The sequence below is a fragment of the Campylobacter sp. W0014 genome (assembly GCF_020135975.1).
Taxonomy (GTDB): Bacteria; Campylobacterota; Campylobacteria; order Campylobacterales; family Campylobacteraceae; genus Campylobacter_D.
Genome location: NZ_JACHTR010000009.1, coordinates 1 through 23,272, shown reverse-complemented (window position 1 = coordinate 23,272; position 23,272 = coordinate 1). Strand labels below are relative to the sequence as shown.

Sequence of the window (23,272 nt, the reverse complement as noted above, 5' to 3'; positions counted from 1 at the left end):
ATGGATAAAAATGTCATCATTGGCGCGATGACAGCGCTTGTTACCCCATTTAAAAATAATAAAATTGATGAGCAATGTTATGCAAAACTAATCCAAAGACAAATCGATAATGGAATCGATGCTATAGTACCTGTAGGAACAACTGGGGAAAGTGCAACTTTAACTCATGATGAACATAAGGCTTGTATTGAAATTGCAGTCGAGGTTTGCAAAAATACAAAAGTTAAGGTTTTAGCAGGAGCTGGAAGCAATGCAACGCATGAAGCTGTTGATTTGGCGCAATTTGCAAGAGATTGTGGAGCTGATGGTATTTTAAGTGTGACTCCATATTATAATAAACCAACCCAAAAAGGACTTTATGAACATTATAAAGCAATCGCAATGAGTGTGGATATTCCTGTTCTTTTATACAATGTTCCAGGAAGAACCGGTTGTGATATCGCTACTGAAACTGCTATTGAACTTTTTAGAACTTGTGAAAATATTTATGGGATTAAAGAAGCGAGTGGAAGTATCGATAAGTGCGTGGATTTGCTTGCACATGAACCTAAAATGGTTTTAATCAGCGGTGAAGATGCGATTAATTATCCTATACTTTCAAATGGTGGAAAAGGGGTAATTTCAGTAACTTCAAATTTATTGCCTGATAGAATCAGTATGCTAACACATAGAGCTTTGGAAGAAAATTACAAAGAAGCCAAGCAAATCAATGATGAGCTTTATAATATCAATAAAATTTTATTTTGCGAAAGTAATCCAATTCCTATAAAAACAGCGATGCATATAGCTGGTTTGATAGAAAATTTAGAATTTAGACTTCCACTTTGTCCTCCTAGTAAAGAAAACTATGCTAAAATACAAGAAGTGATGAAACAATATAATATTAAAGGATTTTGATGAATCAAGAATTTCAAGGAAAAACTTTAGTGATTAGCGGCGGAACGCGTGGAATTGGCAAAGCTATTGTATATGAATTTGCTAAAGCGGGTGCCAACGTAGCTTTTACATATAATTCTAATGCACAAATCGCAGAAGAAATGATAAAAGATTTAGAAACAAACTATAAAATTAAAGCAAAAGCCTATGAATTTAATATTTTAGAACCAGAAACCTATAAAGAACTTTTTGAAAAAATCGATCAAGATTTTGATCGTATAGATTATTTTATTTCAAATGCGATTATTTCTGGCCGTGCGGTAGTTGGTGGATACACTAAATTTATGAAATTAAAACCTAAAGGAATTAATAATATCTTTACTGCAACGGTCAATGCTTTTGTTGTTGGCGCTCAAGAGGCGGCTAAGAGAATGGAAAAAGTAGGGGGAGGAAGTATTATTTCTATTTCTTCTACTGGAAATTTAGTTTATATAGAAAATTATGCAGGCCATGGAACAGCAAAAGCAGCTGTAGAAGCTATGGCAAGATATGCAGCCACTGAACTTGGAGAAAAAAATATCCGTGTGAATGTTGTCAGCGGTGGTCCTATTGAAACAGATGCTTTAAGGGCTTTTACAAATTATGAGGAAGTTAAACAAGCTACCATTGATTTAAGTCCACTTAATCGTATGGGGCAGCCTGAAGATTTAGCAGGTGCTTGTCTTTTTCTTTGCTCTTCAAAGGCAAGTTGGGTAACTGGACATACTTTCATTGTGGATGGTGGAACTACTTTTAAATAAAATTAATCATCTTGAATATTCAAGATGATAAAGGTTAAATCTTTTCTATTTTTACTATAAATGCTTGTCTTGCATTAGATCCTATAACAAAATCGCCTAAATTAGGACTATTTGGTCTTGTAATATCCCTTAAGCCTAATTGACTATAAGCAATTCCAGTTTTTCGTCTGATTTTTGCCTTAAGTGTTTTTCCATCTATACTAAGATCTTTTGCTCCTTCTGCATCCCTTCCGCCTCCGTGTTCTAGGCCAATTGCACATGGATGAATGCCTTCTTTAACTCTTGCATAACCTATAATCGAAGTTTCGTAAGTGCTTAATTTTACTTTATCGCCATTTTTGATATTGTATTTTTTTGCACTTTGTGAATTAATATCTATATAGGTGCTATATTTGATCTCTTTTAAAGGCTCAAGGATAGCAGAATAAGAAGAGAAAACATTGGATTTATAATTAAATGCTAAAAGATCAAAACCTTCTTTTTTGATAATTTTTTCTCCATTGGCGTATCTTGCATCATAATATTTTATAGTTCCACTGTGTCTTTCTCCGCTGAGTGCATTTTTGGTTGTTGCTAGTTTTTCATTATAAATTGCGATAGCTTTTTTATAAGAATTGCTTAAAGCATTATCCTTGTAAGCACTTTCTTTACTTGAAAATCTTCCTCCGCGACTCATTATGAAAGCTACTTTTCTCCAATGCTCTTTGCAAATTTCTTTTAAGATTTTCTCATATTTTTGCAAACCGCTTATTTTAAATTCTTCATCGCTGATATCATTTGCAGGATTTTGGGTATCTAACGCAACGTTTAAAAAAGCTCTTAAATAAAAATCCTCCGGTTTGTCTAAAGGATAATAATTTCCATCTTTATCTTTAATACCATCTTTTCCAAAAGAAGGTAAATTTAAAGCTTTTCCGAGTTCAATTAAAAAACTATCCATACATATACTTTGACCGTTTTTAAATTTTTCATTTGGACTTTGGATAATAGGAAACCTTAAATGGGTTGTTTTTGTGGTGTATCCAGCCCAAGGAGACAACACTCCCCAAGTTTCAAAAAGCACACTATCAGGAATAATATAATCAGCATATAAACTTGTTTCATTGATAAAAGGATCTATAGCTATAAATAATGGAATTGATTTTTTAGGATCTTTTAAAAGTTCAATAGTTTTTGAATTTAAATTTTGTCCATAAACGAGACTAGCTCCCCAAGTTATTAAGGCGCCAAGTTTATATGGATAAGCATTAGCACTGCTTGTTAAAACTTCATTTTCTAAAGCATTGCTTAGTGGATACCATTGATCTTTGGCAGGGTACGGATTTTGATTGTTTTTGATTTTTTCTTGAAACTCTGTACTTGTTTCATAGGCTTTTCTTGCACGATCTATCCTTGTTCCATAAGGTTTCTTTTTACCTTCGTAGGCTAAAAGATTATACATTTTTCCATTGAAACTATTGAATTTTCCACCTCCTATGCTCATACCTCCTTTATGATTTAAATTTCCCACCATACTTCCTAGCATCATGATCGCATAAGCGGTATAAAATCCCGTTGTATGCATGGTTCCTCCGTGGCAATCAGTTGCCACAGCTCTACCATATGAAGTGAATTCTTTTGCTAAATCAGCAATAATATTTGGTTCAATTTCACATTTTTGTGCATATTCTTCCAAACTATACTCAAAAACATTTTCTTTTAAAATTTCAAAGCTAGTTTTTACTTGATACGTTTGACCTTTATATTCTATGCTTCCACTAAATTCAAGATCAGCCTGTTTGACTTCATCAGCATTTTTAAGAATGCCATTTTCAAGGACTAAAATTTGATTATTTTCATCTCTTAAAAAAGTACCATAGTTTGTTTCATCTTGCAAGACAAGATGGGTTGCATTAGTAAAACTAACATCATTAAGAGCTATTTGAGATTTTAAACTTGGAATTTTTAAATAAGAAAGATTATAAAGTTTGTTTTCTATGATCACTCTTAACATCCCCATGACAAAAGCAAGATCACTCCCTGGTTTTATAGGTATCCATCTTGATTTATTTTCCACTGCAAAGGTATCGGCGTTGGTTAAATTTGGAGTTATAGTGACGTATTTCATTTCTCCTTCACTTCTAGCTTTTGCGAGTAAATGCGCTTGTCTTTTAAAAGGATTTCCAGCTTGTGCGGGTGCGGTTGCTATATTAAGAAGAAATTTACAGTGTTCAAAATCAGGTTTTAAATGGGGATATTTTTGAAAATCATTTAAATAAGCAGCCTCACCCGCACGCATAGAAAGACCACAGATTGCAGTATGTCCTAAATAATTTATCGTTCCAAAACTTTGAGCAAATCTGTGGGTGATAAAATTTTGCCTTCCTTCATCTCCTGTGCCTAAAATACATAATTTATTTGCCAAAGGACCATAATCTGGATTTTTTTCATCAATTAAAGTTTTTGTATCACAAAATGTTTTAAGCCCTTCAATATGTCCTTCATTAAATAGATCGCCACCATTTACAATTTCAGAGATCAATTCTTCGATGCTAATACTTTTCCATTTATTTTCTCCGCGTTTTCCTACTCTTTTTAAAGGCTTTGTAATCCTAAATTCATCATCAAGTTTATGATGGATAAAATTACCTCTAACACAACATGTAGAACGCATATTTAAGCCATTTTCATTATGATTTGATAAAGCGATAAAACTTTCTTTTAAAGGTGTATTCATATCAAGATAAGGATCGCTTGAAAGCAAACTATAAGGATTCCCACTTACTCTAAGTACTTTTTGGCTTTTTTTATCAATTTTAGCACGCACAGAACAAAAGGTTACACAACCATTGCAAACACTTGGCATGATGCTAAATTTATCATTAAATTTAATCTCATTTTTATCCAAGGATGCTTCACATTCTTGTGCGTTTGCATAGATGGTATTTTTTACTTTACTCCCTTTATCTGAAAAAGTCAATGTATGTTTTAAAGTATCAGAATATCCAAGCGCTGAAATTGCACCAATGCTTAATCCCGATCCGATTAAAAATTTTCTTCTTTTCATTGTTTTATTTTCCTTTTATCAATATATTTTTATTAAAAAATGCTAAAGCAAAGCAAAAAAGTGCGATTAAAAGTCCATAATTGCAAATTATGCCTATAAGATTTGAAAAATCTATGTGATATTCTAAAAAAGAAGGTGTAGTTTTTGGAAAAGATTGACCTTTGATCACTAGAGTATATCTAAACATTAAACTTCCAAGCACACCCAAACATCCTGCTAAAATCACAAAAGGTAGTTTTTGGTTTAATTTTGAAAAACCTATGATTAAAGGTAAAAGAAGACAGAGTCCCATATCTATGAAAATGATAAAAAATCCTTCTTTTTGGAAGAAAATTTGAGCTACAAATCTATCATCTGTATTAAAGACTAGTAAAAAGCTAAACCAAAAAATTCTTAAAATAATATCAAGCATAGCAAAAAAGGCTAAACATTTTGCCAAGGTTGAAAATAAAGAAGTGTTTAATTTTTCATCAGTGAAAAATTTAAGATAAAGTTGTGTTATAAGTATTAATATTCCTATTCCGCTTACAAAAGCAGACGCTAAGAACAAAAGCGGCATTAAAGGAGTGTGTAAAAACACAAATGAGCTTAAAATCGCAATCAAATACGCAGTATAAAATTCGATCCCAAAAGCTAAAATAAGTCCTAAAACTCCAAAATAAAAAAGCATTTTTTGTTTTTTGGATTGATTTTTAAAAAGCACTTGATAGGCTAAATAGAGCTCAAAAAATGTAACAATAAAGAAAGAAATCAATAACAAAACTCCCCATTTCATAGGACTAGTGAAGAAATTTTCCCATCCGTATAAAAAGACATTAATCATTCTTCCAGGTTGGCTTAAATCATCAATCAAATTTAAGGGTGCTACCATTAAAAAAACAAAAGAAATTATAAGAGCTAAGAAGGCTATATTTTTTAATTTTTCTTGTTTGAAGATAAAATAAAGATTAGCAAAAATAAAATTAGCTGCTGAAATTCCTGTTAAAAATAAATAATTGGCTATATTTAAACCCCAAGGCCTTTCAGGGGTTATACTGACTAATGAGTGAATAACACTTAAATCCATATTAAACTCCTTCGCTTTGCCATAATAATTTTTCATTTTTTGATTTTAATGCATCGTCTAAATCATCCATTGAGACAACATTGTCTAGTAATTCTCCATTTAAACCTATGTAAAAAACTTGAGGTTTGGTTCCGCTTTTTTGTTTTAAAACAAAATTTGGAAATTGGTTTAAAAGTTGATAGATTAAAGAATTTTTATCGTTTAAATTTCCTATGATTCTTGCGCCTCCAACGCAAGTTTCAACACAAGCTGGAAGTAACCCCGCATCAAGTCTATGTGCACAAAAGGTACATTTATCTACCACCTTAGTTTGAGAATTGATAAATCTTTTATCATAAGGACAAGCATTAACACAGTATCCGCATCCCCAGCATGTTTGATTATCTACAACAACAATACCATCTAATCTTTTAAAGGTTGCACCCGTTGGACAAACGCTTACGCAAGGTGGATTTTCACAATGATTGCAAAGTTGTGGTAAAAAAGCCTTTCTAACATTAGGAAAAGTTCCTATTTCAAATTCAGCAACATTGGTTCTAAATTGATCTTTGGGAACTTGATTTTCAACCTTACAACTTGCAGTACAAGCATGACACCCCACACATTTTCTAAGATCAATTAGCATTGCAAATTTTTTATCTTTTTGACCTAAAGCTTCTGGATTTTTGGCATTTCTGCTAGGATTTTTTAAGCTAAAAGCCTTAGCGCTGGAAAGTAAGGCTATGCTAGCAGCACCTTGCTTAAGAAAAAAACGTCTTTTGTTCATAAATTTTCCTTAATGATTAAATAGGGTTATTTTAGAAAAAAATAGGGAGAAAATAGGGATATTTTTAAATGTATTATTAATTTATCTATATTTTTTAAATATTTATCAAATTAATGAAAAATTTAAAATAAAATAATTTATAATAACGTATGCAAGAAATTTTGAATTTATTTAGCAATTTAACTGTTTTAAATGTCGAGGATGAAGAAGGCGTTAGAAAATCATTGAGTGCTAATTTATCCTTTTTCTTTAAAGAAGTTTATGAAGCAAAAGATGGAGAAGAGGCATTAAATTTATTTTTTGAAAAAAATCCTGATGTTATTTTTATGGATATTTGCATTCCTAAATTTGATGGTCTTGAAGTGCTTAAAAAAATAAAAGATTTGCACAAGAAAATTCCTATTGTAATTGTAAGTGCTTATAGTGAGCAAGAATATTTTTTAAAGGCTATAGAGCTTCACATTTGTAAATTTTTAATTAAGCCTTTTAGTCGGGACGAATTTATTAATACGCTTAAACATATAGCCCAGTGGATGTATGAATATACAGATAATTATAGAATAAAATTACAAGAAGATGTTTTTTATGAGCCCAATACATCAAAGATTTTTCACCATCAAAATGTCTTTACTTTAACAAAAAAAGAAAAACAAGTGTTTGAATATCTTTTAAGAAATAAAAACAGGGCGATAAGTTTTGATGAACTCGAAATCAAGCTTTATAATGATGTTAATGATCACAAAGAAGCCTTAAAGGCGATTGTTAAACAATTACGCAAGAAAATTCCTTGTAAAATTATAGAAAATGTTTTTGGTTTTGGTTATCAATGCGTTTGTCTTTAAATTTTTCAACCAAAACCAAAACAATGATTTTGGTTATAGCCTTATTTATTTTAACTTGTTTGGTTTTTAGTCTTTTAAGGCAATTTGATATTAGAAATTTAATCAATCTTTCCAAAGAAGATTTTAGAAATGAAATTGAAAATATTTACAATACAACCCTAAAACGTACTAAAGAATTTTACATGAATAGGGCAAAGGCAAATGTTAAATCTGATAATATAAAAACCTATATCAAAAAACAAGATATAGAAAAAATCAACAAATTAACCCTAGTAAGATTTCAAGTTTTAAAAGAAGAAAATCCTTATTTAATCAGTATGAAATTTTTTGATCATCAAGGAAAACTTTTAACCTATTTAGGCGAAGAAAGCCTGTCTTTAAATTTAAACCAAAGCGAATATTTTCTTCTTGATAAAAACAGATTAACCTACCATATCTTAACCCCTTTTTATGAAAATGGTAAATTATTAGCTTGGATTGAATTTTGTTTTGGAGCTGAATATTTTTTAAAGGAGATAGAAGCTTTTTCAAAATTAAAAGGCAGGATTATTTTTGATAAAAATTATAAAAATAAAGATACAATTAAAAAGGATAGTAAATTTTTTATCATACATTCTTTTAATTTAACTAATGAAGCAAAAATGGTTTTTTATCAAGACATCACAAAGCAAGAAGAGATTATTACAAAATCTTTTCATGAGGCTTTATTATTGTCTTTAGTTTTATTTTGTGTGATTTTTATCATCTTGCATTATGGTTTTAAGGTGCTTATTAAAAGGCTTGAGCTTAGTGAAAATTCTTTAAAAAATTTAAATGCGAATTTAGAACAAAAAATTCAACTCGAGCTTCAAAAAAGAAGAGAGCACGAAAGAATTTTAATGCATCAAGGTCGTTTGGCTAGCATGGGTGAAATGATAGGAAATATCGCGCATCAATGGAGACAACCTCTAACCGAGCTAAATACCATTTTAACACACATAAGCCTTATGTTAGAATTTGAAAAAATAGATTATCAAAATTTTAAAAGACTTGAAAAGAATGCCGAGAGTCTAATCTCTTATATGTCAAAAACTATAGATGATTTTAGAAATTTTTTCAAACCCAATGTTTCTAAAAATTATTTTTACATAGATCAAGCTTTGAGTAAAACCTTAAAGTTGCTAGAAAGTTCTTTTAATTTTATAAAAATAGAAGAAAATTTTGAAAAAAAGATCCAATTTTATGGTTTTGAAACTCAATTTTGCCAAGCAGTCTTAAATATACTTTGCAATGCCAAAGATATTTTTATAGAAAGAAGGATAAAAAATCCTTATATAAAAATAGTAGCTTTTAAAAGAGGACGAAATATTATTATTGAAATTTGCGATAATGCACAAGGTATTACTATATCGCCTATAGAAAAAATTTTTGAACCCTATATCAGCAGCAAACATGCCAATATAGGAACAGGTATAGGTTTGTATATGAGTAAGGTGATTATTGAGAAAAATTTCAAAGGCAGTTTATTGGCAAGCAATGAAAACGACGGAGCAAAATTTAGCATATGCTTAATCGATTTTTAATTTCCAACCTAAAAATGCCATTGAAATAGAAAGAATTAAGATAAGATCTAAAGCCCAGTTTTTAAATCCTATAAACCCTATAGAAAGAACGCTATAAAAAAGCCCACCTACAGCACAATAAATACAAATTGTGCTTAAAGAGCCATTTTCAGCCATTTTCCTACAAGGACAAATTCTAGAAAATTTTTTTTCATTGAATTGATTTTTTTTGCCTTTTCCAAAAAACAAACCCAGTAGGGCAAAAATATTTAAAAATATAAAAAAATAAACTAAAAATAGATCTAAGTTATCCAAAATTTATTCCTAGAAATATCTTAACCAAGAAGGAATATGTGCTTGTTCATCCTTTAGCGTTGTTTCTTTTCCATGTCCAGGTAAAAGTCTATAATCATTTTCATAAGCCAATACTCTTTGCAAACTTTCTTTCATAAGTTTTGGATCAGAAAAAGGAAAATCCCATCTTCCTATACTTCTATAAAATAAAAAGTCTCCGCTAAACATTAAATTTTGTCCTACAAGTTCTATCATGGTGCATCCTGGGGTATGTCCTGGTAAAAAATGAAATTTAAAATCAGTCCCACAAATATTAAGAATATTTTCATCCTCGACTAAAAAATCTGCTTTGCTTGGTTCAAATCCTCTATCCATAGGATCATCTAACATAAATTCATCATTTTTGTGTATGTAAATAGGGATGTTGTATTCTCTTTTGACTTTTGCATTATCCCAAACATGATCACAATGTCCGTGAGTGTTTAAAATAGCCAAAGGATTTTTAACATGCTCTTTGATGAATTTTAAAGCTTCAAAACCTGGATCTATGATGATCTCGCCTTTTTGTGTTGATAGAATATAACAATTGGTCATATAAGGACCACAAGCTTGTTGAGTAATTTGCATTTTTTAGCCTTTTTTTTGAATTTTTATATATAATTATATTAGCGAATTATTGTAAAGGTAAGTTATGAATTGTGAACAAATTTTAGAAAATTTGTGTATTTTTATAAAAGAGGAACTTTTAAAAAGTGGTAAAAATAATGTTATTTTAGGACTTAGCGGAGGGATTGACTCTGCTTTGGTAGCTACACTTTGCAAAAAAGCTTTAGATAAAAATGTTTTTGCGCTTTTAATGCCTACACAATATTCAAGCAAAGAGCATTTAAATGATGCTTTGATGCTTTGCCATGATTTAAATATAGAACATAAAATTATTTCTATTGAGACAATTCTTAATACCTTTATTGAACAAAGTCAAAACATAGATAAAATTCGTATAGGTAATTATGCAGCACGCATTAGAATGAGTTTGCTTTATGATTATTCTGCGCTTAAAAATGCCCTTGTAATTGGCACTTCCAATAAAAGCGAGTTGCTTTTGGGTTATGGAACAATTTATGGAGACTTAGCTTGTGCTTTTAATCCTATAGGTGATCTTTATAAAACGCAAGTGTACGAAATGGCTAAATTTTTAAAGATTCATAAAAATTTTATTAAAAAAAGTCCGAGTGCAGATCTTTGGGAAAAACAAAGCGATGAAAAGGAATTGGGTTTTACTTATGAGCAAATAGACTTAGGTTTAAAAGCCATAGAAAATAATGATAAGCAAACTATGGATAAATTAGATGAAAATTTACTCAAAATGCTAAAAACTCGTATTAGAAACAATGCCTTTAAAAGATCTATGCCTAAAATCGCAAATTTAATGGAATTTAAGTGAGTGAAGATAAAAAATATCAACTTTGGCTAGATCATTATTTTTTCAAACCTAGCTCTTTTCAAAAATGTTTAGCGTATGCGTTACTACCTTTGAGTTTTATTTATACATTATTAGCCATCATAAATACTTGGTTGTTTAAAAAAATAGATTTTAAAAAGCCTGTAATCAGTGTTGGAAATTTAAGTTTTGGAGGTAATGGAAAAACACCCCTTTGTAAGGCAATAGCAAGGGAATTTGAAGGTGTTTTTATCGTACTTAGAGGCTATAAAAGAAAAAGCAAAGGCTTGCTTGTTATTAAATACAATCATAAAATTTTAGCCGATGTTGTGCAAAGTGGTGATGAAGCGATGGAATATGCCTTTGAGGATAAAATTTCAGGCGTAATTGTCAGTGAAAATAGGGCAGAAGGGATCAAAAAAGCTTTTGATTTGGGCGCTAAGATAGTTTTATTAGATGATGCTTTTTCTAAATTTTATATTCAAAAATTCGATATTTTATTAGAGAGTGAAGTAAAGCCTTATTTTAACTTTACTTTACCTAGCGGGGCGTATCGTTTGCCAAAATTTTATAGCAAAAAAGCTGATTTTATAGCACTTGAAAATAGGGATTTTATCCGTTATTCTTATACTAAAGAAAATCCTAAGGCTATATTGGTTACGGCTATTGCTAAACCTTTTAGACTTTATGAGCATTTTATAAAGGCTAGGGCTTGTTATTTTTTTAAGGATCATTATGAATTTAAAAAAGACGAGCTTGAAAAATTACTTAAAAAGCATAATTGTGATACTTTGATGCTTACTTTTAAGGATTATGTTAAAGTGAAAGATTTTGGTTTTAAGTGTCAAATTATAGAATTAAATATAGAATTAAAAGAAAATTTTAAAGAGAAATTGCATCAATATGTAAGGAGTTTTGATTGATTTTAGTTGAAAGTAGAAATATTCACAATAAAGCAGATTTTAAAGAAGCACTGATTAATCCAAATGCACCGCAAGGTGGGCTTTATTCACCTTTAAATTTACCTTATTTTGATGGGGAAAAATACAGCGAACTTTCTTATAATGATTTTGCTTTAAAATTGATAGAAAGCTTTGAATTTGGCTATGAAGAATTATTTAAAAAAGCCCTGAAAAGCTATGAAAAATTTGATCATGGTTTTGCAATAAATTTAAAAAAAATCGAAGATAGGGTTTATATTAACGAGCTTTGGCATGGACCTACAAGAGCTTTTAAAGATATGGCTTTGCAACCTTTTGGAGTGCTTTTAAATGAATTTTCAAAAGATAAAAAAATTCTAATCATGTGTGCCACAAGTGGAGACACAGGCCCAGCTACGCTTAAAAGCTTTGAAAATTTAGAAAATATTAAAGTTACTTGTATGTATCCAAATGGTGGAACAAGTTCTTTACAAGAACTTCAAATGAGAGCTTTGGATAAAAATAATTTAAAAGTTTTGGCGATTGAAGGCAATTTTGATGATACGCAACGTATTTTAAAAAATCTATTAGCAAAAGCAGAGTTTAGAGAAAAATTAAAAATGCAAGATTATGAGCTTTGTGCTGCAAATTCTGTCAATTTTGGACGCATTTTGTTTCAAATAATCTATCATTATTATGCGAGTTTAAAATTATGGAACGAATTTAAAGAAAAGATTGAAATTATTGTTCCTAGTGGAAATTTTGGAAATGCTTTGGGGGCTTATTATGCGAAAAAAATGGGTGCTAAAGTTGCAAAAATAAAAATCGCATCCAATGCAAATAATATTTTAAGTGAATTTTTTAATAAAGGCATTTATGATTTGCGAGGTAAAACTCTTAAAAAAACTATATCTCCAGCTATGGATATTCTTATTTCTTCCAATATAGAAAGACTGCTTTTTGATAAATTGGGCGATTTAAGAACTAATGAGTTAATGAATTCGCTTAAAAATCAAAATTATTTTATTCTTGATCAAAAAGAATTGCAAAGCTTACAAGAAGATTTTGAAGCTGATTTTTGCGAAGATAATGAGTGCATGAGATTTATCAAAGAAAATAAAACTTTAATCGATCCACACACTGCAACTTGCTTTAAAATGCTAGATACTTCAAAACCAAGCATTATCACTTCAACAGCTGAATGGACAAAATTTACTCCAAGTATGATTAAGGCGATCTTTAATAGAGATTGTAAAGATGAAAAAGAAGATTTTAAACTTTTAGCTAAAAATTTTAATCTAGAGGTAAAGGAAGAAATTTCTAAACTTTTTGATTTAAATTTGCAAGATAAAAGAGTATACAAAAGCGAAGAAGTTGAAAATGAAATTTTAGAATGGATGAAAAAATGATTATTATACCTACAAGATTAAACTCAACGCGTTTTCCTAAAAAAATTCTTTGTGATATAGGTGGCGTTCCTATGTTTATAGCGACTGCTAAACAAGTACAAGAAGTCGATGAGGTGTGTATAGCTGTTGATGATGAAGAAATTTTAGAACTTGCTACAAAGTATCATTTTAAAGCGGTTTTAACGAGTAAAGAACATGAGAGCGGTACAGATAGAATCAATGAAGCTTGTCAAAAACTTGCTTTAAAGGATGATGAAATTATCATCAATGTACAAGCGGATGAACCTTTTATAGAAAGTAAAAATTTGCTTTTATTTAAAGAATTTGCACATTCTTGCTTAAATAAAGAAGCTTTTATGGCAAGTTGCTATAAAAGCATAGATAAAAAACAAGCCGATGATCCTAATTTAGTTAAAGTGGTTTGCGATAAAGATAATTTTGCCTTATATTTTTCAAGATCAAAAATTCCTTATGAAAGAGAAGATTATCAAGATGATTTTAAAGGACATTTGGGAATTTATGCTTATAGTGTAGAAGCTTTAAGAGAGTTTTGCGCTTTAAAAAATTCAATGCTTGAAAAAACTGAAAAACTAGAACAATTAAGGGCGATTGAAAATGGAAAGAAAATCAAAATGCTGAAAATTAGTACTCAAAGTATGGGAATTGATACTCAAGAAGATTATGAAAAGGCTTTGAAATTTTATAAAAATTTGTAAAATTTTACTTAAATAAATGAGTAAAATTTTATGTATTTTAATACATATTTTTAATTTTAATTAAGGAGAGACAATGAAAAAAATTGTTTGTTTTTTAACAATGTTTTTTGCCTTGCATTTGATGGCAAAAGATCTGGTTGTGGGTATGGAACTGGGTTATCCACCTTTTGAAATGAGCGATAAAAACGGAAAAGCAAGTGGGATCAGTGTTGATTTTTTGGATCAATTCGCTAAAGAACACGGCTATAAACTCGTAGTTAAAAATATAGCTTGGGATGGTTTGATACCTGCCCTTAAAACTGGAAAAATAGATCTTATTATGTCTTCTATGACGATTACTGATGAACGTAAAAAGGTTGTGGATTTTACTATCCCTTATGCACAGGCTAATTTGGCAATTTTAACTCCTATTAACTCAAAGATCAAAAGCATAAAAGATTTGGATAAAAAAGGAGAAATTTTAGCTTTAAAACGTGGATCTACAGGGCATTTATATGCAAGTAAAAATCTTAAAAATGCAACTATGCATCTTTTCGATAAAGAAAGTGCGGCGATTTTGGAAGTCATACAAGGCAAAGCAGATGGATTTTTTTATGATCAACTGACTATTTATAGAACTTGGCAAAAACATCAAGACACTACAAGAACTATTTTAGCGCCTTTTCAAAAAAGTCCAGAATTTTGGGGTATAGCTATAAGAAAAGGCGATATGGAGCTTAAAAAAGAACTAGATGATTTTATCAGCAAAAGTAAAAAAGACGGATTTTTTGACTCGCTTGGAGAAAAATATTTAAAAGATGTTAAAGACACTTTTAAAAAGAATCATTTACAATTCTTCTTTTAAGTTTTAAGAAAAGACTTTTTAGTCTTTTCTTTATCACGTTACAAAACTTTCTACTAATCTTTGAATCAATAAATTCCAACCATCAACAAGAACAAAAATTAAAAGTTTAAAAGGTAAAGAAATCATTACAGGCGGAAGCATCATCATACCCATAGCCATTAAAACAGAACTCACAACCATATCTATAACTAAAAAAGGCAAGTAGATTAAAAAGCCTATTTCAAAAGCTGTTTTAAGTTCTGAAATCATAAATGCAGGTACCAAAACGGTTAGAGAAACATCATCAATCGTTTTAGGATTTGGCAAATGGCGTATGCGATAAAATAAAGCTAGATCTTTTTCGCGAGTATTTTTTAACATAAAATCTTTAAAGGGCTTGATGCTTTTATTAAAGGCTTCTTCATAGCCAATTTTTTCTGCTAAATAAGGCTTGATACCTTGATTATAAGATTTTGTAGCCACAGGCTCCATGATGAAAAAGGTTAAAATTAAAGCAAGGGTTACTAATATAGTATTTGGTGGCATACTTTGCGTTCCCATAGCTTGACGTAAAAAAGAAAAAACAACGATCAAGCGTAAAAAAGAAGTCATAACAAAAACTATACTCGGAGCAAGCACTAAGATCGTTAATACTATGACTATGTTTAAAGTTGTAACAAGCTGATTGGGAGTATTTGGAGCACTAAGACTTAAATTTACCGTAGGAATTGTTGCTTCAGGTGCTGCAAAAAGAGTGCTAAAACAGGCACTCATTATCAATAAAAAAAATATTTTTTTCAAATGCTAACCTTAGATTATTGATTTTAAAAATAGGCTTTATTTTAACTTTTGATGACTAAAAAAGAGTTTAAAACTTTTGTTTAAAATATCCAAAACTTAACTTTAAAATGTTAAAATAGAATAAAATTATTTATCATAAAATAAAGGCTTTAAAGATTATGAAAAATTCAATTTTAATTTTAGCAGCAGGACTCGGTACTCGGATGAAATCACAAAAACCAAAAGTTCTGCAAGAACTTTGCCGAAAAAGCATGATTTTGCATATTTTAGAAAAAGCCTATGAATTAAGTAATGATGTAAGTGTGGTTTTGTCTCATCAAAAAGAGCTTGTTGAAAAAGAAATTCTCTCTTCTTTTCCAAAAACAAAAATTTTAGAACAAGATTTGCAAAATTACCCTGGAACTGCAGGCGCTTTAAAAAATTTCAAATCAGATAAAGAAAAAGTTTTAATTCTTTGTGGAGATATGCCCTTAGTTGAAAGTGAAAGCTTAAAGCAGTTATTGCAAAATGATGCCGATTTAAGCTTAGCGGTGTTTTGCGCTAAGGATGCAAAAACTTATGGGCGAGTCTTGATAGAAAATAATAGAGTGGAAAAAATCATAGAATTTAAAGATGCCAATGAAAAAGAAAGATCAATCGATATTTGTAATGCCGGAGTTTATGCGATAAAATCAGAACTTTTATCAGAAATATTGCCTTTAATTGATAACAATAATGCCGCTAAAGAATACTATCTAACCGATATGATAGCTTTAGCTAAGGATAAAAATAAAATCATTAAAGCTATCTATGTGGATGAAAATGAATTTATGGGCATCAATGATAAATCCGAGTTAAGTATAGCTGAAAATTTAATGCAAGAAAAAATCAAAAAGCATTGGATGAAACAAGGAGTGATTTTTCATTTACCTCATAGCACTTTTATAGGCTTGGATGTTGAATTTGTAGGAGAATGTGAAGTTTATGAAAATGTGAGAATTGAAGGAAAAAGCAAGATCGTTAATTCCATCATCAAAAGTTCTAGTGTGATTGAAAATTCTATCGTTGAAAATAGCGATGTAGGGCCTTTGGCACATTTGCGTCCAAATTGTGAAATAAAAAATACCCATATAGGTAATTTTGTAGAATGCAAAAATGCAAAATTAAATACCGTAAAAGCAGGGCACTTAAGCTATCTAGGCGATTGCGAAATCGATAGCGGTACCAATATAGGCTGTGGGACTATCACTTGTAATTATGATGGGATTAAAAAACATAAAACTATTATCGGCAAGAATGTTTTTGTGGGATCAGACACGCAATTTATCGCTCCTGTCAATATAGAAAATGATGTTATTATCGCGGCTGGAAGTTCAGTTGATTGTAATGTTTCTAGTGGTTCTTTGTTTATCAATAGAGCTAATAGAAAAGTAATTAAAGATTATTTTTATAAAAAATTTAAAAAATGAAAACCATACTTTTAGCGGTTAGTGGTAGTATAGCTTTTTATAAAGCTTATGAGCTTATTTCTTTATTTAAAAAAGAGAAGATTAGAGTTAAAGTCTTACTTAGCCAAGGAGCTTTAAAATTTGCAAATAAACTAAGCTTTGAAGCTTTGGCAGATGAAATTTTGTGCGAAGAAAATGAAAGTTGGGAAAATAAAAAAAATCATATAGATTTTAGCAAAGATTGCGATCTTGTTCTTTTTGCGCCCGCGAGTGTCAATTCGATCAATAAATTAGCCCTTGGTATAGCGGATAATCTTTTTATCCAAACTTTAATCGCTTGCACTAAACCTTTAATCATCGCTCCAGCGGCTAATACAAACATGTATCATCATTTTAGCACACAAAATTCTTTAAAATTACTTCAAAAAAATAAAGCCTTAATCATCCCTCCAATTTCTAAAGTTTTAGCTTGTAAGGATGAAGGAGTAGGAGCTTTAGCGGAGGTTGAGGATATATTTAATATTACCAAAAGAGAGCTTTTTAAAAAGAAATTTTGGCTTGATAAAAGTGTGGTGATCAGCGGTGGAGGCACAAGAGAAAAAATAGACGATGTGCGTTGCATCAGTAATTTTTCAAGCGGAAAAATGGCAAAATCAATCGCTGATGCCTTTTATTTTCTAGGAGCTAAGGTTATATTTTTAAGTTCTATAGATTTTAAAACCCCTTATGAAATTTACAAATTTGAAGATTCAAAAGACTTAAAGGAGTTATTGCAAAGATTTTGCGAAAATGATTTTTTGATTATGGCGGCTGCTGTGAGTGATTTTATCCCACAATTTCAAAAAGGAAAAATCAAGAAAAATCAATTTTCAAAAGGCTTAGATCTTCACTTAAACCTTAATGAAGATTTGCTAAAAAATATCGATTTTAAAGGCAAAAAAATAGGCTTTAAAATGGAATTTGATACAGAAAATGCCATAGAAAACGCTAAAAAATCTTTAGTGGAGAAAAACTTAAATTTAGTATGCTTAAATATCCTAAATGAAAAAAATACTTTTGGAAGTGATCAAAACGAATTTTATTTTATAAGTAAAGACGCTTGTGAAAAAAGCGGCTTAAAAGATAAAAAAGATTTAGCTTTTGATTTGATTACTTGGTGTGAAAAATTATGATTAATGCTACTTTACCCATCCAAATGAAAGTTTTAGGAAAAACAGGATATGGTCATTATACCTTGCTTTTAAATCATAAAAAAATTCAAACTAAAAGCATGATTGATCTAGAAATTGGTGCGGAATATTTGGCTGAAATTTATAAAGAAAAAGGTGGAGCGATACAGTTTAAACATTTATCAAAAAGACCGGTTTTTACACCTTTTGAAGAAGGTTTGCCTTTGATAGTGGCGATCTTAGAAAATAAGATCAATTATAAAGAATACATCATTTCAAATCTTATGGAATGTAAAAATAGAGAAAAATATCAAATTTTAAAAGAAATGCTTTTTGCAAGTTTTGAAAATATTTATCATATTCCTTTTATTTTTGAAAACAAAGCTTGTTTATTTCAGATGAAAAAGAGGACTAAATTTTTAGAAATTTATCTTTATTTTAGTGTTTTTGGTGCTTTAAAAATACTCATCGACAATCACGGAATTTCAATTTTTACTCCTTTTTTTAAAGTGCAAAAATTTTTAAATGAGCATTTGAATTTTAACGTCACACAAGATAATAAAATTGCTCCTTTATTTGTATTTAAAAAATTATCTGATTTTAAGGGGTGAAAATGAACGATTTAAAACATCTTGCCATAGTTATGGATGGTAATAGACGCTGGGCAAGGGCTAAGGGCTTTTTGGCAAAATTGGGTTATTCTCAAGGAGTAAAGACTATGCAAAAGCTTATGGAGACTTGCGTTGAAGAAGGAATTTCTAATTTGAGCTTATTTGCTTTTAGCACTGAAAATTGGAATAGACCTAAAGATGAAATTGAATTCATTTTTGAACTTTTAGATCGTTGTCTAAACGAAGCTTTGGAAAAATTTGAAAAAAATAATGTCCGCTTAAGAGCTATCGGCGACCTAACAAGACTGGATAAAACTTTAAGGGATAAAATCGCTCTAGTGGAAGAAAAGACCAAGCATTGCAAAGGGCTTTGTGTTAATCTAGCTATTAGCTATGGCGCAAAAGATGAAATCGTTCGCGCTACGCGTCGCGTTGTAGAAAAAGGATTAGAAATCAATGAAAAAAATATCAGTGAAAATTTAGATCTTCCTTTGGATGTGGATTTGATGCTTCGCGTGGGTAACGCAAAAAGACTTTCAAATTTTTTACTTTGGCAATGCGCTTATGCAGAAATTTATTTTAGTGAAACTTTATTTCCTGGGCTTACAAAAAGAGAATTTAAAAAAATCATAAAAGAATACAGAAAAAGAGAGAGAACATTTGGAAAGTGAAATTTTTACACAAAGCTTTCTAAAATTTACTTTTTTGATTATTTTTGGTTTGAGTTTAGGCTCATTTTGCATGTGTTTTTTAAGTCGTTTTTGTAAAAATAAATCCTTTTTAAGTATAAGATCTTATTGTTTTTCTTGTGGCAAAAAACTTAGTATTTTAGATCTTATACCTTTTTTTTCATACTTATTTTTAAAAGCTAGATGTAGATTTTGCAAGGAAAAAATTCCCATCGAACTATTTTTAGCTGAAATTTTAGGCGTGTTTTTTGTTTTTATTGCTTATTTTTTTAGTAAAAATTTATTAGAATTCCTAGTTTTTTCATTATATTTATTTGTTTTTTGGATGCTTTCTTATATAGATATCAAATTTAAAGCAGTTCCGCAAGTTTTGCTTTGGGCTTTATTTTTTTTAGCTTTGATTTCAAAGCTAGATATAAATGAAATTTTTTATTTTCTTATTTTTGAAGATTTTAAAAATGGCTTTTTAGTGCAAGCCTTTTCTTTTGCGGGTTTTTTGTTTTTGCTTAAAAATTTGACAGCCTATATCAAGAATTTCAAATCAAAAAATATACAAGAAAATTTAGGAGATGCGGATATAATCGTGTGTGCTAGTATAGCTGGAATTTTTGGATTTAAAGCAAGTTTTATCATTCTTTTTTTCGGGGCTTTATTGACTTTACCATTTTTTATTTTTGGTAAAAAAAGAGAATTAGCATTTTTACCTTTTATCAATACTGCTTTTATCGGTTATATCATTTTTTTAATTTTTAATCAGGACTTAACATGAAGCTTGTTTCAAGATATATTTTAAACCAATTTTTAAGCACTAATCTTTCCATTTTTTTTGTGCTTTTTAGTATTGTTTCTATGGTGTTTTTTATCCAACTTGCTAAATTAACCTCAAGTATAGAAATCAGCTTTTTAGATTTACTCGAACTTTATGGCTTTATGTTGCCTAGAATTTTGATTTTTACCTTGCCTATATCTTTTTTTATAGCGCTAACTTTGACTTTATTTAGACTTTCTAGAGAAAATGAAAGTATAGTTCTTTTTACCTTAGGGTTTTCCCCAAAAACCTTGGCTTCATTGTTTTTAAAAATTTCTGCTTTAATGAGTGCTTTGATGTTGTTTACATCTTTAGTAATGATACCTTTGGTGCTTGAACTTCAAGATAATTTTATTGATTATAAAAAAACACAGGTGAAATTTAACTATAAAACAGGAGAATTTGGACAAAAATTTTTAGATTGGATGATTTTTATAGAAAAACAAGATGGCGATAAGTATGAAAATATCATCATGTATCATCCAAAAAGAGTACAAAGCGATAAAGAGCAACTCATCATCGCTAAAGAAGCCACTGTACAAAAAGAAAGCACAGGTTTTGCCTTTAAACTTTCTAAGGGTAGGATGTATAATTTCGAGCAATCTAGTATGCTTTTTACAGGAGAATTTGAAAATCTCACCTTAAATACTAAATTTAACAACAATAACTTTAAAATCAAAAAATTTTATGAATATTGGCTAGATATTAATACCGATGCAAAACGTGCTAAAGAATTTGTGATATATACTACCATAGCGCTTTTCCCATTGGCAAGCACACTTTTTGCACTTTCATTTGGTATTGTCACTTATCGCTATGAAAAAGGCTTCGTATATGTAGGGATGTTCGGTGTTATTGTGGTATATTTTGGACTTTTAAGCTTGTTTTATAAACCACCTTTATTAGCGTGTTTTAGTGTCTTTGTGTTTAGTTTCATCGCTTCGATTATTTGTTTTAAGAAAATGATTTTGAGTCGTTATTAATGAAATTAAAACTTGTTTTTTCTTACGATGGATCAGCTTTTTTAGGCTCTGCTACGCAGCCACATAAAAAAAGCGTTCAAGATGCCTTGGAAAATGCTTTAAGCCATCTTGGAATTTTTTCTAAAACCTATATGGCTTCAAGGACAGATAAAGGAGTGCATGCAAGTTTTGCGGTGGCTTGTGTTGAGTGTGGGGATCATTTTAAAGATCTAAATTATCTTACAAAGCAGATCAACAAATTTTCTCATCCTCACATACACATCAAAAAATTAGAATTCATGCCTTTAAATTTTGAGGTGAGATACGATGTTAAAAGTAGAGAATACCGCTATATTTTTCATCATGGCAAATTTAATCCCTTTATGTCACAATACGTGTATTTTTATCCAAAAATAGACATTAAAAAAGCCAATGAAATTTTAAAACACTTTATCGGAGAGCATGATTTTAAGTATTTTTACAAAAGCGGAAGTGATGTTAAAAGCACGATTAGAAATATGTTTAAATCTCATGCTTATGTTTATAAGGATATGACGATTTTTCATTTTAAAGCCAATGGCTTTTTAAGAGGTCAAATTCGTCTTATTGTCGCGAGTGTTTTAAAAGTTTTGGAACAAAAAATGACTCAAGAAGAACTGATCGAGCAAATAAAAGCTATAAAAAAACACAATCACTTCTTAGCTCCATCCAATGGTCTTTATCTAAGCAAAATCACTTACTAAAAAATAATAAAATTTATTTATCAATAATAATAAAAAATTTTAATTTGACAATTTTAGTTATATTTTATTATAATCCCAATTATTTTTTAAACTTTTAAACCATAGGTTAAAGCTAACAAGCAATCCCTATAATTTTAGCTTTAACTTTTCCAAAATCAAATCAAGTTGCAATGATTATATTGCTTTTTAATAGCATAAATTATTTCTTAAATATTTAGAAATGATTTTTAATCTAAGAAAGGATTTATATGAAAAATAAAAATTTATCTAATCAACAACCGGGGGGGGGGATTTAGAAAATTTCAATTCTTTAAACCGTTTTTTAAATTCAAAAGAAAATTTAAATTCTAAATCTCTTTCTAAAAAATTCCTATTTTCTTTAGCAGCAGTTTCTGTTTTAGCAACTTGCGCTAATGCTACAATTAGTGGTGGAGATTGTAGTAATGGGAATTGCACCATAAATGGCAGCAAAACAGATAAAATCACTGTAAGCGGAACAGGTAATACTTTAACCATTGAAAGCGGTGGCTCAGTTAATGTAAGCAATAATATCGCTATTGACTTTCAAAAAGATTCTTCAACCACAACTTTCGAAAATAAAGGAACAGTAGTAGGAGGAAATAATTACGGAAGTATTGTTATAGGTGATAGCAAAGGCAATGGTGCCACCATCACTAATTTTAAAAATAGTGGAACTATAGGTAATGGATCTTCTAAATTTGGTGTGGTAATCTGGGCAAAAGATGATAGCACTAAATCAACTATAACAAACTTTAACAATAGTGGAATCATAAGTTCAAACGATAAGGAAAGTATTTTTATAAAAAACACTACTATAGATAATTTTACTAATAATGGAACTATAAGTTCTACTCAAGGTCAGGGAATAAATATTAGCAGTGGTACTACCATAAGTACATTTGAAAATAGTGGAACTATAAGTTCTACTCAAGGTCAGGGAATAAATATTAGCAGTGGTACTACCATAAGTACATTTGAAAATAGTGGAACTATAAGTTCAGATCAATATCAAGGAATCAATATTAGCGGCAAGGCTATTATAGATAAATTCGAAAATAGTGGAGTAATACAAAGTAGTGGAAGTAAAGAGCCAACGGATACTGGTACGCTTGACGTGTCAGCAGGAATAAAATTAAAAGATACTTGTGTAAAAACCTTTGAAAATACAGGCTCTATTTATGGAAAATTTGGTATAAAGATGGCAGGTACAAGCATTGATAAATTTGAGAATGCAGGATTAATCGAATCAACATCTAAGCATAAATTTGGAGCGGCAATTTCAGTTTCAAATTTGAGTGGGCAAGCAAGTGTTATTAAAACTCTTACCAACTCTGGAACAATTAAAGCCGATAATGCTAGTGGTATTTTAATCGAAGCAGGTAATAAAATAGAAACTTTAACAAATAAAGGCACTATAGAAGCTGGTTTATATGGTATCAGCTTCTTTACCATTGATCAATATGGTGGGGAAATCGAACTCGGTCAAATCAATCTAGAAAAT

The 23,272-nt window shown here is 30.0% G+C and carries 23 protein-coding genes and 1 pseudogene; 17 read left to right on the top strand and 7 right to left on the bottom strand.

Annotated features, from left to right (window positions below; translation table 11 throughout):
* Entirely contained in the window at nt 1-897 is an 897-nt protein-coding gene (gene dapA / locus H2277_RS04265) for a 4-hydroxy-tetrahydrodipicolinate synthase (RefSeq protein ID WP_337201134.1), read from the top strand.
* The gene (locus tag H2277_RS04260; RefSeq protein WP_337201133.1) at nt 897-1,676 is read left to right on the top strand and encodes an enoyl-ACP reductase; all 780 of its coding nucleotides are present in this window, start codon (nt 897-899) and stop codon (nt 1,674-1,676) included. The genes dapA and H2277_RS04260 overlap by 1 nt, the downstream gene beginning before the upstream one ends.
* A 34-nt stretch (nt 1,677-1,710) precedes the next feature.
* Here the strand turns inward: H2277_RS04260 and H2277_RS04255 are convergent, their stop codons facing one another.
* The 3 genes from H2277_RS04255 to dsrO are packed head-to-tail and all read right to left on the bottom strand — an operon-like array spanning nt 1,711 to nt 6,554.
* The gene (locus tag H2277_RS04255; protein ID WP_337201132.1) at nt 1,711-4,722 is read right to left on the bottom strand and encodes a molybdopterin-dependent oxidoreductase; all 3,012 of its coding nucleotides are present in this window, start codon (nt 4,720-4,722) and stop codon (nt 1,711-1,713) included.
* Between the two features lie 4 nt (nt 4,723-4,726).
* Complete coding sequence (gene nrfD / locus H2277_RS04250) at nt 4,727-5,788, bottom strand: NrfD/PsrC family molybdoenzyme membrane anchor subunit (protein WP_337201131.1); 1,062 nt, start codon at nt 5,786-5,788, stop codon at nt 4,727-4,729.
* Nucleotide 5,789: 1 nt separating this feature from the next.
* Nucleotides 5,790-6,554 carry a sulfate reduction electron transfer complex DsrMKJOP subunit DsrO gene (dsrO, locus tag H2277_RS04245; RefSeq protein WP_337201130.1) on the bottom strand — a complete coding sequence of 255 codons (765 nt, stop codon included), beginning with the start codon at nt 6,552-6,554 and terminating at the stop codon, nt 5,790-5,792.
* A gap of 149 nt (nt 6,555-6,703) precedes the next feature.
* Between dsrO and H2277_RS04240 the strand changes: the two genes are divergently transcribed.
* Together H2277_RS04240 and H2277_RS04235 are read left to right on the top strand one after the other, a co-directional pair.
* Nucleotides 6,704-7,396, top strand: a complete 693-nt coding sequence (locus H2277_RS04240) for a response regulator (RefSeq protein ID WP_337201129.1) — start codon at nt 6,704-6,706, stop codon at nt 7,394-7,396.
* Nucleotides 7,381-8,958, top strand: coding sequence for a cache domain-containing protein (locus tag H2277_RS04235; RefSeq protein ID WP_337201127.1), 1,578 nt, complete (start codon nt 7,381-7,383; stop codon nt 8,956-8,958). The genes H2277_RS04240 and H2277_RS04235 overlap by 16 nt, the downstream gene beginning before the upstream one ends.
* On the opposite strand, the gene H2277_RS04230 is transcribed toward H2277_RS04235, so the two are convergent.
* Together H2277_RS04230 and H2277_RS04225 are read right to left on the bottom strand one after the other, a co-directional pair.
* A complete protein-coding gene (locus H2277_RS04230) occupies nt 8,944-9,252 on the bottom strand; it encodes a hypothetical protein (protein WP_337201126.1) in 309 nt (102 codons plus the stop codon). The genes H2277_RS04235 and H2277_RS04230 overlap by 15 nt on opposite strands.
* Before the next feature lie 9 nt (nt 9,253-9,261).
* Entirely contained in the window at nt 9,262-9,858 is a 597-nt protein-coding gene (locus H2277_RS04225; protein ID WP_337201125.1) for an MBL fold metallo-hydrolase, read from the bottom strand.
* Between the two features lie 64 nt (nt 9,859-9,922).
* Here H2277_RS04225 and H2277_RS04220 point away from each other — a divergent pair, with 64 nt between their 5' ends.
* The 5 genes from H2277_RS04220 to H2277_RS04200 all read left to right on the top strand — a co-directional run bounded on the left by H2277_RS04220 (nt 9,923) and on the right by H2277_RS04200 (nt 14,561).
* Nucleotides 9,923-10,675 (top strand): NAD+ synthase, encoded by a 753-nt coding sequence (locus tag H2277_RS04220; protein ID WP_337201124.1) that lies wholly within the window; start codon nt 9,923-9,925, stop codon nt 10,673-10,675.
* Nucleotides 10,672-11,595, top strand: a complete 924-nt coding sequence (locus tag H2277_RS04215; protein ID WP_337201123.1) for a tetraacyldisaccharide 4'-kinase — start codon at nt 10,672-10,674, stop codon at nt 11,593-11,595. The genes H2277_RS04220 and H2277_RS04215 overlap by 4 nt, the downstream gene beginning before the upstream one ends.
* Nucleotides 11,592-13,001 (top strand): threonine synthase, encoded by a 1,410-nt coding sequence (gene thrC, locus H2277_RS04210; protein WP_337201122.1) that lies wholly within the window; start codon nt 11,592-11,594, stop codon nt 12,999-13,001. The genes H2277_RS04215 and thrC overlap by 4 nt, the downstream gene beginning before the upstream one ends.
* Complete coding sequence (gene kdsB / locus H2277_RS04205) at nt 12,998-13,717, top strand: 3-deoxy-manno-octulosonate cytidylyltransferase (RefSeq protein ID WP_337201121.1); 720 nt, start codon at nt 12,998-13,000, stop codon at nt 13,715-13,717. Before thrC ends, kdsB begins: the two co-directional genes overlap by 4 nt.
* A 73-nt stretch (nt 13,718-13,790) precedes the next feature.
* Nucleotides 13,791-14,561: a transporter substrate-binding domain-containing protein gene (locus H2277_RS04200; protein ID WP_337201120.1), complete on the top strand. Its 771-nt coding sequence runs from the start codon at nt 13,791-13,793 to the stop codon at nt 14,559-14,561.
* A gap of 33 nt (nt 14,562-14,594) precedes the next feature.
* On the opposite strand, the gene fliP is transcribed toward H2277_RS04200, so the two are convergent.
* The gene (fliP, locus tag H2277_RS04195; RefSeq protein ID WP_407920021.1) at nt 14,595-15,314 is read right to left on the bottom strand and encodes a flagellar type III secretion system pore protein FliP; all 720 of its coding nucleotides are present in this window, start codon (nt 15,312-15,314) and stop codon (nt 14,595-14,597) included.
* 185 nt (nt 15,315-15,499) lie between these two features.
* Between fliP and glmU the strand changes: the two genes are divergently transcribed.
* From glmU to truA, 7 genes are read left to right on the top strand one after another with little or no spacing between them, the layout of a single operon-like run.
* Entirely contained in the window at nt 15,500-16,789 is a 1,290-nt protein-coding gene (gene glmU / locus H2277_RS04190; RefSeq protein WP_337201119.1) for a bifunctional UDP-N-acetylglucosamine diphosphorylase/glucosamine-1-phosphate N-acetyltransferase GlmU, read from the top strand.
* Nucleotides 16,786-17,940 carry a bifunctional phosphopantothenoylcysteine decarboxylase/phosphopantothenate--cysteine ligase CoaBC gene (gene coaBC / locus H2277_RS04185; RefSeq protein ID WP_337201118.1) on the top strand — a complete coding sequence of 385 codons (1,155 nt, stop codon included), beginning with the start codon at nt 16,786-16,788 and terminating at the stop codon, nt 17,938-17,940. The genes glmU and coaBC overlap by 4 nt, the downstream gene beginning before the upstream one ends.
* Complete coding sequence (locus tag H2277_RS04180) at nt 17,937-18,548, top strand: hypothetical protein (protein WP_337201116.1); 612 nt, start codon at nt 17,937-17,939, stop codon at nt 18,546-18,548. Before coaBC ends, H2277_RS04180 begins: the two co-directional genes overlap by 4 nt.
* Before the next feature lie 2 nt (nt 18,549-18,550).
* Nucleotides 18,551-19,219, top strand: a complete 669-nt coding sequence (uppS, locus tag H2277_RS04175) for a polyprenyl diphosphate synthase (protein ID WP_337201115.1) — start codon at nt 18,551-18,553, stop codon at nt 19,217-19,219.
* On the top strand, nt 19,209-20,006 hold the full coding sequence (locus H2277_RS04170; RefSeq protein WP_337201114.1) for a prepilin peptidase: 798 nt from the start codon (nt 19,209-19,211) through the stop codon (nt 20,004-20,006). Before uppS ends, H2277_RS04170 begins: the two co-directional genes overlap by 11 nt.
* Nucleotides 20,003-21,028 carry an LptF/LptG family permease gene (locus H2277_RS04165; RefSeq protein WP_337201113.1) on the top strand — a complete coding sequence of 342 codons (1,026 nt, stop codon included), beginning with the start codon at nt 20,003-20,005 and terminating at the stop codon, nt 21,026-21,028. The genes H2277_RS04170 and H2277_RS04165 overlap by 4 nt, the downstream gene beginning before the upstream one ends.
* On the top strand, nt 21,028-21,750 hold the full coding sequence (truA, locus tag H2277_RS04160; RefSeq protein ID WP_337201112.1) for a tRNA pseudouridine(38-40) synthase TruA: 723 nt from the start codon (nt 21,028-21,030) through the stop codon (nt 21,748-21,750). Before H2277_RS04165 ends, truA begins: the two co-directional genes overlap by 1 nt.
* A gap of 267 nt (nt 21,751-22,017) precedes the next feature.
* Here truA and H2277_RS04155 read toward each other — a convergent pair whose 3' ends face one another.
* A complete protein-coding gene (locus H2277_RS04155) occupies nt 22,018-22,296 on the bottom strand; it encodes a hypothetical protein (protein ID WP_337201111.1) in 279 nt (92 codons plus the stop codon).
* Nucleotides 22,297-22,474: 178 nt separating this feature from the next.
* Here H2277_RS04155 and H2277_RS04150 point away from each other — a divergent pair.
* Nucleotides 22,475-23,272 (top strand): annotated as a pseudogene (locus H2277_RS04150) (autotransporter outer membrane beta-barrel domain-containing protein); the annotation flags it as partial.